We start from the raw sequence: 18,154 nt of genomic DNA on the forward strand, positions 1-18,154 counted from the left end.
GAACGTGGTTCTCCAAGAGCCTGCTTCGGAAGCGATTACATTTTACTATAAAACAAAGAGACAAAGGTTGGGAAAGATGAAAAAGTTTGCTCTCTCCGCATTCCTCGGAGCCGCAGCATTGGCCTACACCGCGTCGGGCGCTTCGGCGTCGACGCTGAGCGACGTAAAGGCCAAGGGCTTTGTTCAATGCGGCGTGAATACCGGCCTTCTCGGCTTTGCGCAGCCAGACGCATCCGGCAACTGGGCCGGCTTCGACATCGACTTCTGCAAGGCAGTGGCTTCGGCCGTCTTCGGCGATCCGACCAAGGTCAAGTACACGCCTCTCAGCGCAAAGGACCGCTTTACGGCCCTGCAGTCGGGCGAAATCGATGTGCTTTCTCGCAACACGACCTGGACCATCAACCGCGACACCGCGCTTGGCCTCAAGTTCCGCCCCGTCACCTATTATGACGGCCAGGGCTTCATGGTTCGCAAGGAGCTGAACGTGAAGTCGGCGCTCGAACTCTCCGGCGCTGCCGTCTGCGTCCAGTCCGGTACGACGACCGAACTCAATCTTGCCGACTACTTCAAGACCAACAACCTGCAGTACAATCCGGTGGTCTTCGACAAGCTCGAGGAAGTCAATACCGCCTATGATTCCGGCCGTTGCGACGTCTACACGACGGACCAATCCGGCCTCTATTCGCTGCGCCTGACGCTGAAGAACCCGGACGATAACGTCGTTCTGCCCGAAATCATCTCCAAGGAGCCGCTCGGCCCGGCCGTTCGTCAGGGTGACGACCAGTGGTTCAATATCGTTAGCTGGACGGCCTACGCGCTTGTTAATGCCGAAGAATTCGGCATCACGCAGAAGAATGTCGACGAGATGAAGGGCTCGGCAAATCCTGATATCAAGCGCTTCCTCGGCGCCGAGCAGGGTTCCACCATCGGCACCGATCTCGGCCTCACCAACGATTGGGCCTATAACATCATCAAGGGCGTCGGCAACTACGGCGAAATCTTCGACCGCAACATCGGTGCAGGCAGCCCGCTGAAGATCGCTCGCGGCCTCAATGCTCTGTGGAACAAGGGCGGCATCCAGTACGCGCCTCCGGTCCGCTAAGCCGGAAATAGCCTAACTATCGGAGAAAGGCGGCAAACCGCCTTTCTCACCTCAAGAAAACAAGCCTGAAACGGGCACATTGGGGAAAAATCTGCATGGCAATTACCGCAAATTCGCCTGAAGGCGAGCGCTCACCCTTATCGGCGGCGCTATACGACCCCAAAGTCAGGGGTGCATTTTATCAGGCCATCACGATCATCATTCTGGCCGGCCTCTGCTGGTTCATCGTCACGAATACGATCGACAATCTGCACGCATTGAACCGCTCCTTCGGATTTGGCTTTCTCGAAGGTCGTGCCGGCTTCAATCTGGGACAGGCCCTGATCCCCTATTCCAGCGACTCCACCAATAGCACCGCCATCATCGTCGGCGTGCTCAACACGCTTCTGATATCGTTTGTGGGCATCATCGCTGCGACCATCGTCGGCTTCGTCGTTGGTATCGGCAGACTTTCGAGCAACTGGCTCGTTGCGAAGCTTTCCCATACCTATGTCGAAATCTTCCGCAATATCCCGCCGCTGCTCGTCATCTTCTTCTGGTACAGCGGCGTTCTGGTATTGCTGCCGCAGGCACGCGATGCCGTGCATCTGCCGTTTTACAGCTACCTCAGCAATCGCGGCCTCGCCTTTCCGAGCCCGATATTCGCCGCGGGCATGTGGGCCGTCGGCGTTGCCTTCCTCGTCGCCATAGCGGCCGTATTTTTCGTGGCGCGCTGGGCACATAGGCGTCAGGCGGCAACCGGGCAGCAATTCCATACCATCTGGGTGTCGCTCGGTATCCTGATCGGCCTGCCGCTGCTCGTCTTCCTGGCGGCGGGCATGCCGCTTTCCTTCGACTATCCCGTCGCCGGCAAGTTCAATCTTACGGGCGGAACGGTCGTAGGGCCGGAATTCATCGCGCTTCTGCTGGCGCTTTCGCTCTATACCGCATCCTATATTGCCGAGATCGTGCGCGCCGGCATTCGCGGCGTGCCGAAGGGCCAGTCGGAGGCGGCGGGCGCACTCGGCCTCCGCGCAACCGCCGTCACGCGGCTTGTCGTCATTCCGCAGGCGCTGCGCATCATCATTCCACCGCTGACGAGCCAATATCTCAACCTCATCAAGAACTCGTCTCTCGCCATCGCTATCGGCTATGCCGATCTCGTCGCCGTCGGCGGCGTGATCCTCAACCAGTCCGGCCGAGCGGTCGAGGTCGTCATCATATGGATGGTCATCTATCTCGCCTTGAGCATCGTAACGTCGCTGTTCATGAACTGGTTCAACGCCAAGATGGCCCTGGTGGAGAGATAGGATGTCAAGCGTAGATCAACACTTCGTCAGCAAGTCGCTTCTGACGGCACAGCCGGCACCCGCCAGCGAAAGAGGCGTGTGGCACTGGTTGAAAAAGAACCTCTTCGCCACGCCGAAGGACATCGTTCTGACCGTGCTTGCCATCGCATTCCTTGCCTGGGCGATCCCGCATCTGGTCAACTGGCTGTTCATACAGGCGGTATGGAACGGAACCGACCGCACATTCTGCGCCACCACGGTTCAGGGCGGAACGCAGCCGGATGGCTGGAACGCTGCCTGCTGGGCCTTCGTTCGCGCGAAATTCGTCGTCTTCATGTTCGGCCTCTATCCCCCGGACGAGCGCTGGCGGCCGGTGCTCGTCATCATCCTCACGGTCATCGCCTTCGTGCCGCTCCTGATACCGTCGGTTCCTAGAAAAGGATTGAATGCGATCCTGGCATTCTTCGTGCTGCCGGTTATCTCGTTCTTCCTGCTGCATGGCGGCTTCGGGCTTGAAACCGTGGAAACAGAGAGATGGGGCGGTCTGCTCGTGACGCTGGTGATCGCCTTCGTCGCAATCGCGGTGTCCTTTCCATTCGGCATTCTGCTTGCGCTGGGACGCCGGTCGAAGCTGCCTATCCTTCGCATGTTGTGCGTGACCTTCATCGAAATCATCCGCGGCGTACCGCTGATCACGGTGCTGTTCATGGCCAGCTACATGCTGCCGCTCTTCATGCCGCAGGGCTGGACAGTGGATAAGCTGCTGCGCGCCGTGGTCGGCGTTGCGATCTTCACCTCGGCCTATATGGCGGAGGTCATTCGCGGCGGTCTGCAGGCGATACCGAAGGGCCAATTCGAGGGCGCCGATTCGCTCGGCCTCGGCTACTGGCAGAAGATGCGGCTGATCATTCTGCCGCAGGCGATCAAGCTGGTCATTCCCGGCATCGTCAACACCTATATCGGCATGTTCAAGGACACATCACTCGTTGCGATCATCGGCATGTTCGACCTGCTCGGCATCGTCCGTCAGAATTTCTCGGATGCCAATTGGGCAACTGCGGTGACGCCGGTGACGGGTCTTGTTTTTGCCGGCTTCGTTTTTTGGCTGTTCTGCTTTGGCATGTCGCGCTATTCAGGGTTCGTGGAACGCCACCTCGACACCGGCCACAAGCGATAAAATTGAGGGAAATATAAAATGGCTGAAGCCCAATCGAAGAAAATGACCGTTTCCGAGACCGAGGTCGCGGTCGATATGATCAACATGAACAAGTGGTATGGCGACTTCCATGTGTTGCGCGATATCAACCTGAAGGTCATGCGCGGCGAGCGTATCGTCATTGCCGGCCCCTCGGGCTCGGGCAAGTCGACGATGATCCGCTGCATCAACCGCCTGGAAGAGCATCAGAAGGGCCAGATCATCGTCGACGGCGTCGAGCTCACCAATGATCTGAAGAAGATCGACGAAGTGCGTCGCGAAGTCGGCATGGTGTTCCAGCACTTCAACCTCTTTCCGCACCTGACCATTCTGGAAAACTGCACGCTGGCGCCGATCTGGGTGCGCAAGATGCCGAAGAAGCAGGCGGAAGAAATCGCCATGCACTTCCTCAAGCGCGTCAAGATCCCGGAGCAGGCCAAGAAATATCCCGGCCAGCTTTCCGGCGGCCAGCAGCAGCGCGTGGCGATCGCCCGCTCGCTCTGCATGAACCCGAAGATCATGCTGTTCGACGAGCCGACCTCGGCACTCGATCCGGAAATGATCAAGGAAGTGCTCGACACGATGGTGGGCCTTGCCGAGGAAGGCATGACCATGCTCTGCGTGACCCACGAAATGGGCTTCGCCCGCCAGGTCGCCAACCGCGTCATCTTCATGGACCAGGGCCAGATCGTCGAGCAGAATTCGCCGAAGGAATTCTTCGACAATCCGCAGCATGAGCGCACCAAACTATTCCTCAGCCAGATCCTGCACTGATTTGAAATAGATCGAATGAACAAAACCCGCCCCTGCATCGCAGCCGGCGGGTTTTTTATGGGGCGCAATATTGCCCGAGGCAATGACAAGCAATCGGCGTAACGGCAGAGCATAAGTCTGGCGATTGGCAGCATGAGCAAGCCCTGTAGCGCTTCTCATAAAACGCGATATACTTTCTGCCGCCGTGAATAACGCGGCGTTCACGAGACGTCGGGAAGTGGGCCGTGAAGAAAAGCGACAGAATCATCGGTGGCCTTGCACTTTTAAGCGCAGCCATCATCGCCATCAAACTGGCCGGATCGATGTTCGGCTACGACCTCATCCAGATGACGGTCGACGCCACAAGGCCTGCGGATGCCGGCGGCTGGCCGACGGCGGCAAACTGAACAGGAATGGTCCTGATATCACTCGGCTAACGGCACCAGATTGTTACCCATGCCTTAGGGACAATCTGTTACCTATGTCTTCGGTATGGACCAACGAGAAAGTGGCGACCCCTGCAGGACTCCCAAAAGTTGGAAATTTACTAATAATTTCAATGATGGAAGCAAGAAATGAGGGGCGATTGGTGACGTTTGATTTTGTTAGATATTTTCTCGGTCATCCCCTCATATATTCGAGCAATGAGCTGGACGTCGCGGCCCGTTTGTGATGCGAACTTTCGATTGCCAAACGCAACTTGGTAAGCCTGGAGGGTCTGCAACTAGTAGCACCAAGGCCTGCGATGACCCTCCCATTTTCGAGCTAGCCCCTCGCTCACCAGCTCTACGCCTATCGACTGACTGTCGCGCTCAACGATCCGCAGCTTGCGGCCATACAGATCCTGGTCACGATCTGCGGCGGCCAACTCGAATGGACCGGCATTGAGCAGATCCTGCAGGCGCCTGGTTGCAGCGTCGCCGAGCTGCTGTTCGCTGTCGCAGCGCGCCGGATGCGTTTCCGGGGCATCGATATCGGCGATCCGGATCTTGATGCCGTCCATCCAGAAGGTATCGCCATCGACGACGCAGTCGATCCGGCGAATGCCTTCCTCGCAGATCGTAAAATGCTTCGGTGTGGATTGCGCCAGGCCTGCATGCGGAAGCATGGCGATCGCCGCTATGGCGACCGAAGTAAGAGCTAGAGATCGGATTATCATTTTTGAGCCCTCTGCCGGTCCATCTTTTCCTTGAGGGCGAAGACGATCTCGGCGCTCTGCGAGCGCATGTTCTTCTCCGCCTCGCCTTCTACCCACTTCTTGATGTCGACTGGAAGCTTGATCTTCACCTGAACCAGATTTTGCCCGCTCATAAGAAGCTTCTCCTATATGGACCATGATGGTACTAGTACCAATGTGGCCCAATTGCATCAAGGACCCCTTTGGTGCAATTCGTGTCCCATGGCAGAAGATCAGACAAAGCTCCAATTCAGGATCCGGATGACGCCTGAGGTCAAGGCCGCCATCGTCGCGGCAGCCGCACGTAACAACCGCTCGATCAACGCGGAAATCCTCGCTCGCCTTGAGGAATCGTTTCAGTCCGGCCGAGCGCTTGGCATCGATCCGAAGGATGTCGAGATCGTCGACATCCTGGAGGAGCTGGAGCGGCTGAAATCGAAAGTCGCGAAGTTAAGCCGGAAGAAGTAGGCCGAGTCAGGTCGCGCAGTTACCGGTCAGTGCCGCCGTCAGATCAGGCGGCAACACCACGGTGTAGCAGCCATCCTCAAGAGACCAGCAAGCCACTTCCCGCTTGAGCCGAAGGGACCGAGGCGCAGCGGCCGGAACAACCGAAAGGGCTGTCGCGAGAGCCAGCATACGCCGATACAAGCCGTTATATGTCTGAGCGTCCGCTCGACGGAGGCGAGCCGCGGCATCCATAAACTCACTGTGAAGATAGCGGAGTACGGCGTCATATTGATCGTGCGCCACCACGATTTGCCGCATGGAGGCGGCGGCGGCGAAGGTCGCCAGTCCACCCAGAATTCCCCGCCGTGTCGGACACGGAATATCTTCCGCGCCGGCGTCAATCCCGGCACGCTGTGCATCGTATTCCATTACGGTATTGCCCCCGAAATAAAGCCTCAACGTTTATACGCATGCCATAATTACAGCCTGTGTGATATGTCCCACCGATGGCCCACCTTGGCGGCACGCGATGCGAGGTGATGCATGGTTAAGACTTTGCTTTCGTTCCATGCTATGGTCGTCGACCTGGGGGATGACAACAGCGAAGAAGCCGGGGGTATAGCCTGGCATGGCAAGAGAAGACTTACATTTCAAACTGCGGATACCCGAAGACCTGAAGCGGCGAATTGCTGCCGCCTCCCGCGCCAGCGAAAGGTCGATGACGGCAGAGATCCTCGCGCGCCTCGAAGCGTCGTTCGTGGCAGCCATCTCCCCCGCAGAAGCGCCAGATGCGGAGCTTGCCGATATTCTTGCTGATATCGAGCGGCTGAAGCTGAAACTGATCAGATTGAAGCGATCTTGACTCAACCCTCACCCGGAACATAATAAGAACGATCATGCGGCGGCAACAAAAGATGAGGAAGGTTTATGCCCCGCGATATTCGCCAGATCACACCCGCCTACGAAATTCTTCGCTTTGTCACATGCGCCTGTATCGGGCGCACGAGCAGGCAGACGCGGCGCGATTTCGCCGGTTATGCAGTCGGCAAGCGCCGCAAGTTGGATGTGGTGCCCTACATTGCGAGAGATATGGCGAAAGAGCTGCTTCGATCGCTTGATGTCACCAAGGGAGAGATGGCCGCCGACCAGGAAGAAGTTGCCGCCAAGATCGAAGCGATCCTTCTCGGTATCGATGACGAAACGGCTTTCAAGCTGGCAAGCATTTCGACCGAGGAGAAGGAAGAGGTCGTCGACCTGATCTGCGACCAGGTGCGCGCAATGATGCTTTCCGACTACACCGTAACGGAGATCGAAAAGGAGCCGGAGCCACCGAAGCCAGAAGAGTTCAATGGCTGGAAGGCCTACGAACGCATCGGTTCCGACGAGAAGCCGCGCTATAAGTGGCGGCACACATGGGCGGACCGCAATGGCAATGATCTGGTCGGATACAAGAATGGCGCCTGTGTCGGGCGCGTCTTCAAGCTTGATTATATCAGGCAGGACGAAAAATGGTTTTGGCTGGTAGAGCACATTCCGCTGGAGCGGCCGGAACGGGAAAGCCGCTCTGCCGGTTGGGAGCGATCAGCCAGAGAGGCGGCGTGTCGAGCGGAGAAGTGCTACGACGCCATCATGCGATTGAACGGGAAACAGGCTTAGGGAGAGAAGGCATGTGCGGTCGCATCTATATCAAGGCGTCATTACGGGAACTGCTATCGAACTTTTCGTTTGCACGCCCAGGCGATACCGAGCCGCTATCGAACAGCTTTCCAAACTATAATGGAGCGCCGACGCAATCCTATCCCATCATCATCAGGGATGTCGTGCAGGAACCGGACATTATGGGGCCGATCTTCGCGTCAGCCCGATGGGGATTTGTGCCGGAGTGGGCAAAGGATGAAGGAATCGGCCGGCCGGCTCCGATCAATGCTAAGGCGGAAGGCATTCAGACGAACGGCTTGTTCCGACAGGCCTACAAGTCAAAGCGCTGCCTGGTGCCGATCAACGGGTTTTTCGAGTGGAAAGACATTCATGGGACCGGCAAAAACAAGCAGCCCTATGCCATCGCCATGAAGGACGGCAGTCCTTTCGTTCTCGCCGGCATCTGGTCCCTTCGCCGCGATAAGGACACAGGCCTCGATCGAAGGACGTTCGCGATCATCACCTGCGCACCAAACGAATTGATGGCAACCATTCACGACCGCATGCCGGTGATCCTGCACCCGGACGACTATGAGCGCTGGCTGTCGCCTGAACCGGATCCCGCAGACATCATGAAGCCATTCCCGGCCGATCTGATGACGATGTGGAAAATCGGCCGCGACGTCGGTTCAGTGAAAAATAACCGGCCCGACCTCATTGTGCCGGTCGAAGACGAATCGGAGCCGCCATTGCTATGAGCGAAACAGCCCCTTCCATAGATCGGCCGATGGATACGGTTCACGTCAATCACTATTGCGAGCATCCCGGCTGCAAGGCGTGGGGCGGCTGGGGATACGATATCGGCAAGGGCGAGACGAAATGGTTCTGCTATGAGCATCAGTGGCTGGACTATCGCCAGCCGCGTTATGGGGATCGCCCTAAGGCCTGACGACCGGCGTTCGGAACAGTGTCTTGTCGGCCTTTCCCTGCATGTCCTCAAGCTTCGAGCTGAGGACCTGGACCTGTGTGCTGACCTTGTTGACGCTGTCGATCACGGTATCCAACTTTCCGCCGAACGCTTCGACGACACGATCGATGCGGGCGTTTGTCATTTCTATCGCCTTCTTGTTTTCGGCTGCGCTCTCGGTGGCGCGCGTCGTCTGGAACGTCAAAGGCGCTATTTGTGCGAGCTGCTGTTGGACGTCGGCAAGCTGGGCCTTTTTATCGGCTCCATCCTTATCCATGCGGTTTGTCAGATCGATGATCTGCTTTCGCAGATCGGCATTGTCATTCCGCATGTTTGCATAGGTTATTCCCCAGCCGGCCGAAGTGACGGCGAGGCCAGCCACCATGCTTCCAAGTGTGACGATCGTATTGAAATTCCACTCAAATCGCTTGCTTCTCTGTGGAAACTGCATGACAACCTCTTCCAACGTGCCGCCCCTTTGAAGTCTCGTGCCCTGATAATTTAGATTGAATGCCACGCCAGCAGCAGGAGAGCTGTCAGCGTGGCGCATGAGATGCAAAATCCGCCGATGAGAAGCCGCTCGATCACTTGCTCTTGTCGACCGGCGGCTGCGGCTTGATCAATCCGCCGAACCCGTCCCGGACGACGTTAATCAGGATCTTCGACGAGCCGAGCAGCGCCACGATTGCTGCCGCATATTTCGGGCTGATCCAGGACTGAGAGCATTCCAGGAGACCAGTGACGAGCTGCGTGCAGCCGCTCGCGATCATGAAGGCCGTAGCGGCCGCCAGGGCCGCGATCAGGATATTGAGAAGATTGTGGATGGCATTCGTATTGAACATGTTGCTTTCCTTTACTGAGCGGCCTTGGCCTGCTGGAGGGCGCTGGTGACGACGGCGTAGGCCTGAGCGACCTTCACGACGGCATCGACGACAGTTGTGTGGGATGGGTCGGCGCAGATCGTCTCGACACCGGCATAGGCTGCCGCTTCCTTGGCAACCGTTTTCGACCCGATTTTGCCGGTGGCGGCGACGGCCGAGAACGCGACGTGCGCGATTTCGAGCGCCGAACATACTTTCGGAAGGTTCTGCTGAATTGCAGTGTCGACCTGGCCGGTCGTCTGGCAGGCGGAGAGCGAAACAGCGGACAGCACAAGGCTTGCCGCCATCGAGAGATGGAGGATGCGCATGGAATGATCCTTTGGTTTTTGAGGGGCTAGGCTTCGTTTACGGAGATCTGGCCGTTAAACGTGGTGTAGGGCAGCACGTCGGACGGCATTGGGTATGTCGATGGGAAACGAAGGCCACGAACGCGGCCCTTGTCCATCTTGACAATGCTGACGGAATTCGACTGGTTTCCGCCGAGCGCGTGGTAATAGTTCGTATCCTGGCCGACGACGAAGAAGACGTGGCCGCCGCCATTGCGTTCGGCCGCACCGATCGCGCCCATGACGGGCTGGTCTTTCGGCACTTCGACGCCGAATTTCAGCCAGTTGAGCGCCCAATAGGGATTGGCGATCATCGGCTCGCGCGGCAAAGAGACCGCTATGCAGGTCTCGACGAAATCGCCGCACCAGGGCAGCTTCGCAGGATCGCCAAGGGTTACGCCATCGCTCTTCAGGAAAGACGACAACGCCTTGTTGTCGCGCACTTCATTCAGCCCCATCTTCGTTTTCGCCAGGCTGATCCATGGCGGCAGCGCCGGCGATTTATCGAGATCGAGGGCAGCCAAGGTTTTCGGCCCGAGCGTACCGGGATATTGCAGGTCCAAGCCCCTATCGGTCTGAAACTTGGTCAAGGCAGCGATCGTTGCCCTCCCGAGGATCCCGTCTGCGCCGGCGTTGCCGACACTATAGCCAAGCGCGATCAAGCGCCGCTGCGCTGTCTGCACGGTGGTATCCATGTGATGCTCCAATGAAAAAGGCCGCCGACGCGGCCATTGGTGGAAGAGAAAATTGAGCGGGCGCGCCACGGCGTGTCTAAAGGATCGTATTTCAGATCAGCCGGTGGTCGCCTTGAAAAACCACCCTGAAGAGCGCTATGAAATCAGGAATTGCGTTGCTAAGTCGAAGAAATTCGACCAAAGAGATTGCGCCTTGAAGGGAAGCTCGCGCTTGTCAAATCTGCAGTATCGCCCTGACATTGACGGCTTGAGGGCCATCGCCGTTTCGTCAGTGGTTTTGTATCATGCCTTCCCTTCTTTGGTGGGTGGCGGCTTCATCGGCGTCGACATCTTCTTCGTCATTTCAGGATATCTCATCACAACAATCCTGATGAAAGAGATCGCTGGCCCGGGTTTTAGCGTACTCGATTTTTATGAGCGCCGGGCAAGAAGGATATTTCCTGCCCTTGCCGTTGTGCTTCTAGCGACTATCGCATTTGGAAAGCTTGTGCTGTTTCCAAACGAAATGGAGGAGCTGGCGAAACACGCCATAGGTGCATCCTTCTTCGCGGCTAATTTCACGCTGCTGAATGAAGCCGGCTACTTCGATACGGAGTCCATCTACAAGCCTCTGCTCCACACGTGGAGTCTAGCAATTGAAGAACAGTTCTATATTTTTTGGCCGATTGTCTGCGTGGCGATGTATCGGCTTCGGCTAGGCATTTTATTTTTTACCATCCTTATACTTGGATCATTTGCGTACAGCGTGTTTGAGCTTCCTCGCGATCAAGCGATGGCATTTTACTCTCCAATCTCTCGCTTCTGGGAACTGGCTGCCGGCGGCGCTCTCGCCTTCTTGCACCAACGCAGAAATGGTCGTTTCAGCCGCCCCCATCCCTTCGGCGGAGTTTATTCCGTCTCAGCCGCGATCATCCTTGTCCTAGGACTTGCATTCATCCGCGAAAACCAATTCCCGGGGGCTGCGGCGCTGGCCCCTGTTTTGGCGGCGGTATTGTTTATACAATCTGGGCAGACTGCTCTGCTCAATAGAACGTTTCTCTCTGCAAAGCCCATCGTATGGGTGGGGAGGATTAGCTACTCCCTCTACTTGTGGCACTGGCCAATCATCTCCTATCTCCACATCGTCAGCGATGTGGAGCCGTCGATATGGACCAGATTGGCGGCCATTGGTGCAGCTTTTGCTTTAGCTGCCGCAACTTTTTACTTTGTCGAGCAGCCATTTAGGCGACGTACAGGCAATGCCAAACCGGCCATTACAGCGACTACCTGCCTGGCGGCCGCTGCTTCGATCGCCATTTTTCAGCTCGACTTACGACAATCCGCGTTTGCGGGAGTGCCAAACGACAACAAGACCTTTCTCCAAGTAGTAGAGGCTATGCGGTCCCCGTGCCCATTTAAGGTGGGGTCGTATACTGACTGCTACGATTTCACTGGCGGGCGGGAGCCGAAGGCAATCCTTCTCGGCGATAGCCACGCCGGTCAACTCTTGCCAGGGCTAGCCCAATCGAGCAGCATTGCCCCTATCCAGGCGTTTATCCTGAACGGCGGCTGTCCACCCCTCCTCGGGGTCGAGCGCCTCGCTGGCGGCCGTCCACTAGACCCCTATGGTGACTCGGGAGCAAAGTGCAGCGAGATCAACAATGCTCGTATCGGGTACGCCGCTGCGTCAAAGGCCTCAGTCGTGATCCTTGCCTTTGTTGCAACAGAATACAACTCCAACGAGTCACATTATGAAAACGGCGCTGACAAATACTCCTACAACGGCAGGAATGGCGGAAATTTGAATGTTGCGACGCTAGCTCTCGCCGATACCGTTGCGAGGCTCATAAGCGCAGGAAAGAAAGTTCTCCTTGTCGGCGACAACCCAACACTGACGCTCGCAAATTATCGCACATGCCTCCTTCCCACCCGACCGATCAAGATCGGTTGGACTGCAGAGAACTTATCTTGCACGGTTGACGTGGATGAAGCCCGCGAACAGCGGGCCAGCATGATGAGCGAATTTTCATCACTCAGAGATCGCTATCGCGATCGAGTCTTCATTTTCGACAGCCAGGACCACCTTTGCGATAATAACGGATGTCCAGTCCAGAAAGACGGGCAAGTTTTCTACCGAGACCGCGACCATCTATCCTTAACGGCTGGAGTGATTGTCGGGAAAGCTTTGGCGAAACGCATCGGCTATACGCTTCTCAAATGACCGTACCAGCCTCAGTGAAGCAGCTGAGCGGATCACGGCCACATCGGCCAAGGAATTCCAATTCCGGCGATTCCGATGACTGCTATCGCACCCGCCTTGCCCGGATAAAACCGCTCACTGTAGCCGAGGCGCCGGCCGTCTGCTGAAATGTCACCGCATATACAGTCGTCGTGGCGGCCAGACTGATGCGCACGATGGGCGAAGATTGTCCTATAACGGCCCCAGCCGCGAAGGTCGCATTATTCAGTGTTCTTGATCCCAGAGTCGTGGGCATTGTGGCGCTGACGGTGTTGACGCCAACCTGAACGTTGGATGGCGCTACCTCAGATGAGCTATTTGTAAATACGGCCGTGGCCTGCACATCCCAGTCGCCGGCGGTCAGGCTGACGCTCGTGGCATTTTGAGCTGCACTCGCCGTGATCGCCGTGCCCGTGGTAGTCGCCGATTGAAATTCCCCGATGCTGCCGGCATTGGCATTATCGTTTGTCGCAGTTCCCAAGATGCCAGCCGTGGAAGATGGTGTGATCGTGCCAGTCGCCGTCACGGTCGTAAAACGGCCGGTCGTCGCGGTCGTTGCGCCAACTGCCGTTCCATCTACGGAACCGCCCGTTATGGCAACAGCAGAAGCAGCCTGCGTGGCGATGCTGCCCAGACCAAGGCCAGTGCGAGCCGTTGCTTGCGTATTGCCCCCCGTACCTCCCTGAGCCACGGATAGCGCCGTGGTTAGACCGGAGAGAGACGTAATGTCACCATTGGAACCCGAGGCTGCCGCACCAATGCCAATGCGTGCCGCCGCCTGGGTCGTGCCGCCGGTACCGCCGGATGTGACGGGAATTGCACTGGAAGATGTCAGGCTACTGAACGCTTGCGCAGCGCTCCACGTATTCGCCCCATTCAGAAGCGGAACATTCGCGCCGCTCGTGCCGATGTTCTTGGTGGCGGCCGTACCCGGTGTTCCGCAATCGGCGATCAGATTGGCAGTCGTACCCCAGCAGGCAAGATTACCCGAAGTCGGCGATGTCGTGCCTGGCTTAACAAAGTCCGTGACGGGTTCGCGGCCGGCCAAACCGTTGATATCGTGCCCAACGACATTGGTGAGCGTCCTGGTCGGAAGATTGTTGACCGATACCGAGGCAGATTGTGCGTGCGCACCGAACGCAATGGCACACAAGGCCAAGGCGCCGAGCAAGAGCTTGGTCAGCTTCATCGTCTATTCCTATTTTTAGCTATTGGCAGGCCAAGAAGCCGCATCGATGTCAGCAGGCGCATTAATCGTGCCGTCGGAAATTTTAGCAATGATCTCTGATTCCGCTGCAAAAGCTGCCTGGACGTGCGCGCCGACCGCATTCGCAACCGTCATTATCTGCGCTGCCGTCAAATTGACAAAACCGGCCGCCGTCTTGAACTTCACTGTTACATCCGGGTTTGCCTGCACATAATTATAAGCCCCGATGATTAGAGATTGGCTCGCCCTATCGGTAGAGATTGAGAATCCACCAACAAATATCCCACCGGTTTCGACGGCAAACCGCTTTGCTGCGGCATAGGCAACGAGATCGGCCATGGTAATCTCGGGAGCCACAGGCGATGTGAATTTCTTGCCGTCATAGGCATATCCTTGCTGCACCGTCGCGTCGCAAGAAAAGAAGGTCTCGGCGAGATCGACGTGGTAGCTCTCTGCGATGTCTACACCATCCGGAAGCGTGACAACTTCTATGACAAGGCCATCGGCCACACGAGCAAAAGTCTGTGTCATTTCCAATCCTCAATATTGAAGGATGACAAGGCCGGAAGCGCCATTGCCGCCAGACTTGGTGCTTGTCCAGCCATTGTAGTAGCAGGACCCCGCGCCACTGCCCTTGGCCTGTCCATCCTGAATTGTGTTTTTAGTGGTAGAGGGCCGACCGCCGCCGCCCTGGCTTGAAGCGCCGCCGGCGCCGCCGTATGAATTCAAATTGGTAGCGCCAGAACCATCTGTGCCGGCTCCGCCGATTTGATTGATCTGACCACCAACACCCGTGCCGCCGGCGCCACCAGAGCAATCCACACCACTGCCGCCGGACCCGCCAGTCGCAGACATGTACGCGCCTATGCTTGAAGTCCCGCCAGTGCTACCAGAGCCGCCGTCCGAGCTCGGAGCATTGGCGCTTGCCGCGCCGCCAGGGCCGCCTGCACCGACGGTTATAGCGATGGATTGGCCAGGATCGACATCGATCCACCCGAATGCCGATCCCCCCGCACCACCGCCGCCGGCGGCTTTCGGGCTGCCGTCCGAACGTTGTCCGATACCTCCGGCCCCACCACCGGCACCAACGCACGTGCAATAGAGCTTATAGACGCCCGCCGGCACGATGAACGTATAACTTCCAGCCACTGAATAAGACGTGACATTGCGCGGCGGCGTTTGCAGAGAGGTATAGTCGAGCAGACGCCAGTTGGCCCCGTCCCATTCGAACTCGGCGACCATGTCCGTCACATATGCGCGCGCCGGCAATGTCGATCCGTCATTGCCAACAATTGTTGCGGGACCGAAGCCGTTGACGTTGAGTGTCGGCGTCGCGCTGCTGTTGATGAAAGGGGTCTTCAGAAAAATCCGCATGCCGACCGTCAGCTGAGTTGGCGGCGGCGTCAGGGTTGCCGTCAACGCGTTTGCAGTGCCGCCGGCAACGGCGTAGTTGATTTTGCCGGCCTGAATGGCTTTCGCTACCTGAGATAGATCGCCATCGCCAGGCGTCAGGCCGGCAGCCGAAATCAACGCCACCAACTCACGCTGGGGCTGCTCGATTGCTTTTGCTGGAACTGCGGAACCCTTTGTTGCTGTCGCGTTGTTGCGGTCGACATACGATGCATCCGGATCATCCGATCCGTATGGCGATTGATATTTCATGAAAGCCTCACAGAGGTTTAGATGGTCACGTTGAGGAAATTGCCGCCTTCGTCGGTCAGGACACGACCGTCTTCGTCGGTCAGCAGGTAGATGATTTCGATGATCGGGATGGTCCACGCAGGCGCCACGCGACGCAGGATACAGAGAAGCCGATCGCCGTCGCCGTAATCAAACAGCAGGTCGTAGCCGCATTCGCTCTCACCGACCCGGAAGTAGTCCACTGCCAGGCTGTAAGTCCGGATGATCCAGTAGCATTCCTGTCTGACGTCGCCGACCGTGTGTTCGCCGCCGCATTCGGAGAAGCCGCATTCGAAAATCGCGGGCTCCTCGATCTGGATGGCGAAGCCATAGGTCGCCGCCAGCCGAATGAAATCTCCCGGCGTAATGATCGCGATCGCGGCCACCTTCGCCGCCAGGGCGCGAAGCCTTTCGGCGACGCTGGTTTCACCCGTCACGCAATTGTCGGGCAGGCCGTATTCGGCCTCCCATTCCGGCAGCAGCTCGTCCACGCCCTGCACACTGGCATTGCGGGCGAGCGTCCAAATGCGCTGATAGAGCCACTGGAAGCTGTCGACCACAACGCGCATCAGGCCGGCCAACCGACTTTTCAGCGAAATCGCCTGGCCATCCGGCGATCCCCATGCGGCACCCTGTGGCAGCATCGTAAGAGCCGCGCCGATCAGGTCGTCATTGCTCGGGTTCGCAAGCGCATCATAGGGACCGGTAATCGCGAGGACATCACTGGCGCCGGATGCCGCTGTCGTCACGGTATTCAGTCCGGGATCACGGGCCATAATCGATCGTCCCCAGCACCGGAAACTGCCCATTGGTGAGCACGATCGGCGCGGACGGCGCAATCAGCTCGTGGCTGTCTTCACCCGCCACGCCGGAAATGGCTTCATCGATCCATGCATCCCAGAGCGTGAAGGTATTGCCGGCGATGCCTGGCCTGCATTTGGCGAGGAACATCGCCTGGATGGCGCTGGCGATGCCGGCGCGAATCTCCGGGGTGTCGGCCGAAAGATCGTGGATGGTGATATTCACAGGAAGCGGCGTCGGCGCAACCATGACGCCGTCATCGACCCGGATCAGCCGCTGCGCATCGACGGCCGCCTGAACGACTACGACATCGGATGGCTCGGGGATATAGTTTGCCCGCCCTTCGAAAAGAAAGAAAACGAAGAGCGTTCCCGGTGACAGGGTTCCGCGAAACGCCCATGCCGCCTTGACGCCCGGTACGGCCAGCACGATGCGCTCATAATCCGTCAGCGTTCCGCCACCCGGAGGGTTGCGCTTGCGCTGCAGACCGCGCGCTCTCAGGCTGTCGTCCAGTTCAATATCAGCGCCGCCGCCAAGACCACCGGATGCCACAGTCCAGCTCGTACCGAGATCCGGATAGAGCACAGGGTCCGCCAGCGACAGGAGGCCGTCGCTCTCGCGGTTGGCAATCGAGCCCTTGTTCTCGGACGTGACCGACAGCGTCAGCGAGCCATCGGCAGCTGATGTCGCCGGCGTCGTCGAAAGGTACGTGACGCTTCCGGAAATGAATCTGATGCCGGCCGGATAGGTCGTCAGCGCCGCGCCGGTTCCGGTGATCGATCCCGATGCGGCGGATGCCTGCTTGCGATAGATGCCGACGTCCGAGCACAGCAGCTCAAGCCATTTACCCGTCGCCGACGTTATGAACATCTGCTTGACGAGGTAGGCGATGCGAAGCTCGAATTCGTGCGCAAGGCCGGCAATAACCTTGCCGATGATCGTCACGAAATTATTCGGAAGCGCGGTATCGGTTCCAGGCAGATATTGCCGAAAGGCGCCGCGAATACGAGCCGAGGCCTCAGCCAGAGAGCGGATATTCCACGCCATTGATCTGATCCCAGAGAAGTTCGAATTTGTTGTCGTAGATTTTCGCGCCGTCCCGCCCGTAGAGCGAAACCTGGTAGCTGACTTTGTTTCCCGGCCGGTCGACCGCAACCGCGACATCGATGCGAGCGACGGCTTTGACTGAAAGCAAGGGCTGCAGCGCCTCCCGGACGTAGGCCTCGACCTTGACCTCGATGCCGTCATAGATCGCCGATCGTCGCAGCAGCCAGAGCCGAGAGCCGAGCGGCTGCTCGTCCGGCCCCATGTCGAAGCTGTCGCCGATCCAGCCACGGTTTTCGTCGCCGTCGCGCAACTCGCTTGCATCGACGCGGCGATCGGTCATCAGGTAGATCAGGACCGCTGTCGCAAGCCCCTGCTCTGCCCGGAAATCGCCGGGTGCATCGGCATGAGTGATGGGATTGATGAGGAGATCGCCGACCTCACCATCCCAGCCGAGATCCGGCGCGCGGTATGGATCGTCGCCATCATCGACTGGGATGATCTTGAGCATGGATTATTCAACCGGCGTGAAGGGCAGGAGATATTCACCGCCGACTTTGAAGCCGCTAGCGGCCTCGGCGTTAATCGTTCCTAGCTCAAGTTTGCCCCAGGGGGTGTATCTGAAGAACTGGTCATTCTCCTTGCTGCCTGACGTAACCGGCTCGAATGTAAGCGTGAAGCCGGCCTGATTTTCCACGCGGCTGATCAGCTTGAACTTCGCTGTGCATATGGGTGCGCTCATGCGTCTTCTCCTT

25 protein-coding genes are annotated in these 18,154 nt (G+C 57.9%); 11 read left to right on the plus strand and 14 right to left on the minus strand.

Annotated elements, in window-relative coordinates; all coding sequences use genetic code 11:
- Positions 1-76 precede the first annotated feature (76 nt).
- The 5 genes from DQ393_RS05875 to DQ393_RS33340 all read left to right on the plus strand — a co-directional run bounded on the left by DQ393_RS05875 (position 77) and on the right by DQ393_RS33340 (position 4,725).
- On the plus strand, positions 77-1,102 hold the full coding sequence (locus tag DQ393_RS05875) for an amino acid ABC transporter substrate-binding protein (RefSeq protein WP_112340859.1): 1,026 nt from the start codon (positions 77-79) through the stop codon (positions 1,100-1,102).
- A 95-nt stretch (positions 1,103-1,197) separates the two neighbouring features.
- Positions 1,198-2,391, plus strand: a complete 1,194-nt coding sequence (locus DQ393_RS05880) for an amino acid ABC transporter permease (protein WP_112340860.1) — start codon at positions 1,198-1,200, stop codon at positions 2,389-2,391.
- Between the two features lies 1 nt (position 2,392).
- On the plus strand, positions 2,393-3,547 hold the full coding sequence (locus tag DQ393_RS05885) for an amino acid ABC transporter permease (protein WP_112340861.1): 1,155 nt from the start codon (positions 2,393-2,395) through the stop codon (positions 3,545-3,547).
- A gap of 18 nt (positions 3,548-3,565) precedes the next feature.
- Complete coding sequence (locus DQ393_RS05890) at positions 3,566-4,339, plus strand: amino acid ABC transporter ATP-binding protein (RefSeq protein WP_095434785.1); 774 nt, start codon at positions 3,566-3,568, stop codon at positions 4,337-4,339.
- Between the two features lie 224 nt (positions 4,340-4,563).
- Positions 4,564-4,725 carry a hypothetical protein gene (locus DQ393_RS33340; protein ID WP_169645987.1) on the plus strand — a complete coding sequence of 54 codons (162 nt, stop codon included), beginning with the start codon at positions 4,564-4,566 and terminating at the stop codon, positions 4,723-4,725.
- Positions 4,726-5,042: 317 nt separating this feature from the next.
- On the opposite strand, the gene DQ393_RS05895 is transcribed toward DQ393_RS33340, so the two are convergent.
- Together DQ393_RS05895 and DQ393_RS05900 are read right to left on the minus strand one after the other, a co-directional pair.
- Positions 5,043-5,426 (minus strand): thermonuclease family protein, encoded by a 384-nt coding sequence (locus DQ393_RS05895; protein WP_245430262.1) that lies wholly within the window; start codon positions 5,424-5,426, stop codon positions 5,043-5,045.
- Positions 5,427-5,473: 47 nt separating this feature from the next.
- Positions 5,474-5,629, minus strand: a complete 156-nt coding sequence (locus tag DQ393_RS05900) for an Arc domain-containing protein (RefSeq protein WP_245430263.1) — start codon at positions 5,627-5,629, stop codon at positions 5,474-5,476.
- A gap of 88 nt (positions 5,630-5,717) precedes the next feature.
- Here DQ393_RS05900 and DQ393_RS05905 point away from each other — a divergent pair, with 88 nt between their 5' ends.
- Positions 5,718-5,963, plus strand: coding sequence for an Arc family DNA-binding protein (locus DQ393_RS05905; protein WP_281023972.1), 246 nt, complete (start codon positions 5,718-5,720; stop codon positions 5,961-5,963).
- A 6-nt stretch (positions 5,964-5,969) separates the two neighbouring features.
- Here DQ393_RS05905 and DQ393_RS05910 read toward each other — a convergent pair whose 3' ends face one another.
- Positions 5,970-6,371: a hypothetical protein gene (locus DQ393_RS05910; RefSeq protein WP_112340864.1), complete on the minus strand. Its 402-nt coding sequence runs from the start codon at positions 6,369-6,371 to the stop codon at positions 5,970-5,972.
- Between the two features lie 199 nt (positions 6,372-6,570).
- Between DQ393_RS05910 and DQ393_RS34090 the strand changes: the two genes are divergently transcribed.
- The 4 genes from DQ393_RS34090 to DQ393_RS05930 all read left to right on the plus strand — a co-directional run bounded on the left by DQ393_RS34090 (position 6,571) and on the right by DQ393_RS05930 (position 8,529).
- The gene (locus DQ393_RS34090; RefSeq protein WP_112340865.1) at positions 6,571-6,804 is read left to right on the plus strand and encodes an Arc family DNA-binding protein; all 234 of its coding nucleotides are present in this window, start codon (positions 6,571-6,573) and stop codon (positions 6,802-6,804) included.
- Positions 6,805-6,869: 65 nt separating this feature from the next.
- Complete coding sequence (locus DQ393_RS05920) at positions 6,870-7,598, plus strand: hypothetical protein (protein ID WP_112340866.1); 729 nt, start codon at positions 6,870-6,872, stop codon at positions 7,596-7,598.
- Positions 7,599-7,609: 11 nt separating this feature from the next.
- Complete coding sequence (locus DQ393_RS05925) at positions 7,610-8,338, plus strand: SOS response-associated peptidase (RefSeq protein WP_112340867.1); 729 nt, start codon at positions 7,610-7,612, stop codon at positions 8,336-8,338.
- Positions 8,335-8,529: a hypothetical protein gene (locus DQ393_RS05930; protein WP_112340868.1), complete on the plus strand. Its 195-nt coding sequence runs from the start codon at positions 8,335-8,337 to the stop codon at positions 8,527-8,529. Before DQ393_RS05925 ends, DQ393_RS05930 begins: the two co-directional genes overlap by 4 nt.
- Here the strand turns inward: DQ393_RS05930 and DQ393_RS05935 are convergent.
- The 4 genes from DQ393_RS05935 to DQ393_RS05950 form a co-directional block, all read right to left on the minus strand.
- Entirely contained in the window at positions 8,519-8,998 is a 480-nt protein-coding gene (locus tag DQ393_RS05935) for a hypothetical protein (protein ID WP_112340869.1), read from the minus strand. The genes DQ393_RS05930 and DQ393_RS05935 overlap by 11 nt on opposite strands.
- A 133-nt stretch (positions 8,999-9,131) precedes the next feature.
- A complete protein-coding gene (locus DQ393_RS05940) occupies positions 9,132-9,389 on the minus strand; it encodes a hypothetical protein (protein WP_112340870.1) in 258 nt (85 codons plus the stop codon).
- Between the two features lie 11 nt (positions 9,390-9,400).
- Positions 9,401-9,736 (minus strand): cell wall anchor protein, encoded by a 336-nt coding sequence (locus tag DQ393_RS05945; RefSeq protein ID WP_112340871.1) that lies wholly within the window; start codon positions 9,734-9,736, stop codon positions 9,401-9,403.
- Between the two features lie 26 nt (positions 9,737-9,762).
- On the minus strand, positions 9,763-10,449 hold the full coding sequence (locus DQ393_RS05950) for a TIGR02594 family protein (protein WP_112340872.1): 687 nt from the start codon (positions 10,447-10,449) through the stop codon (positions 9,763-9,765).
- Between the two features lie 52 nt (positions 10,450-10,501).
- Between DQ393_RS05950 and DQ393_RS05955 the strand changes: the two genes are divergently transcribed.
- A complete protein-coding gene (locus tag DQ393_RS05955; RefSeq protein WP_112340873.1) occupies positions 10,502-12,649 on the plus strand; it encodes an acyltransferase family protein in 2,148 nt (715 codons plus the stop codon).
- Positions 12,650-12,731: 82 nt separating this feature from the next.
- Here the strand turns inward: DQ393_RS05955 and DQ393_RS05960 are convergent, their stop codons facing one another.
- Genes DQ393_RS05960 through DQ393_RS05990 form a run of 7 tightly spaced genes read right to left on the minus strand, consistent with a single transcriptional unit; the run spans position 12,732 to position 18,141 of the window.
- Positions 12,732-13,856 (minus strand): hypothetical protein, encoded by a 1,125-nt coding sequence (locus tag DQ393_RS05960; RefSeq protein WP_112340874.1) that lies wholly within the window; start codon positions 13,854-13,856, stop codon positions 12,732-12,734.
- Positions 13,857-13,871: 15 nt separating this feature from the next.
- Positions 13,872-14,405 (minus strand): DUF4376 domain-containing protein, encoded by a 534-nt coding sequence (locus DQ393_RS05965; protein ID WP_112340875.1) that lies wholly within the window; start codon positions 14,403-14,405, stop codon positions 13,872-13,874.
- Positions 14,406-14,414: 9 nt separating this feature from the next.
- Entirely contained in the window at positions 14,415-15,536 is a 1,122-nt protein-coding gene (locus DQ393_RS05970; RefSeq protein ID WP_112340876.1) for a hypothetical protein, read from the minus strand.
- 17 nt (positions 15,537-15,553) lie between these two features.
- Positions 15,554-16,330: a putative phage tail protein gene (locus DQ393_RS05975; protein ID WP_181592290.1), complete on the minus strand. Its 777-nt coding sequence runs from the start codon at positions 16,328-16,330 to the stop codon at positions 15,554-15,556.
- The gene (locus DQ393_RS05980; protein ID WP_112340878.1) at positions 16,320-17,402 is read right to left on the minus strand and encodes a baseplate J/gp47 family protein; all 1,083 of its coding nucleotides are present in this window, start codon (positions 17,400-17,402) and stop codon (positions 16,320-16,322) included. Before DQ393_RS05980 ends, DQ393_RS05975 begins: the two co-directional genes overlap by 11 nt.
- Positions 17,374-17,910: a phage GP46 family protein gene (locus DQ393_RS05985; RefSeq protein ID WP_112340879.1), complete on the minus strand. Its 537-nt coding sequence runs from the start codon at positions 17,908-17,910 to the stop codon at positions 17,374-17,376. The genes DQ393_RS05980 and DQ393_RS05985 overlap by 29 nt, the downstream gene beginning before the upstream one ends.
- 3 nt (positions 17,911-17,913) lie before the next feature.
- Positions 17,914-18,141: a hypothetical protein gene (locus DQ393_RS05990; RefSeq protein WP_112340880.1), complete on the minus strand. Its 228-nt coding sequence runs from the start codon at positions 18,139-18,141 to the stop codon at positions 17,914-17,916.
- Positions 18,142-18,154 lie beyond the last annotated feature (13 nt).

This window comes from Martinezella tropici, assembly GCF_003287875.1.
Taxonomy (GTDB): Bacteria; Pseudomonadota; Alphaproteobacteria; order Rhizobiales; family Rhizobiaceae; genus Rhizobium; species Rhizobium tropici_C.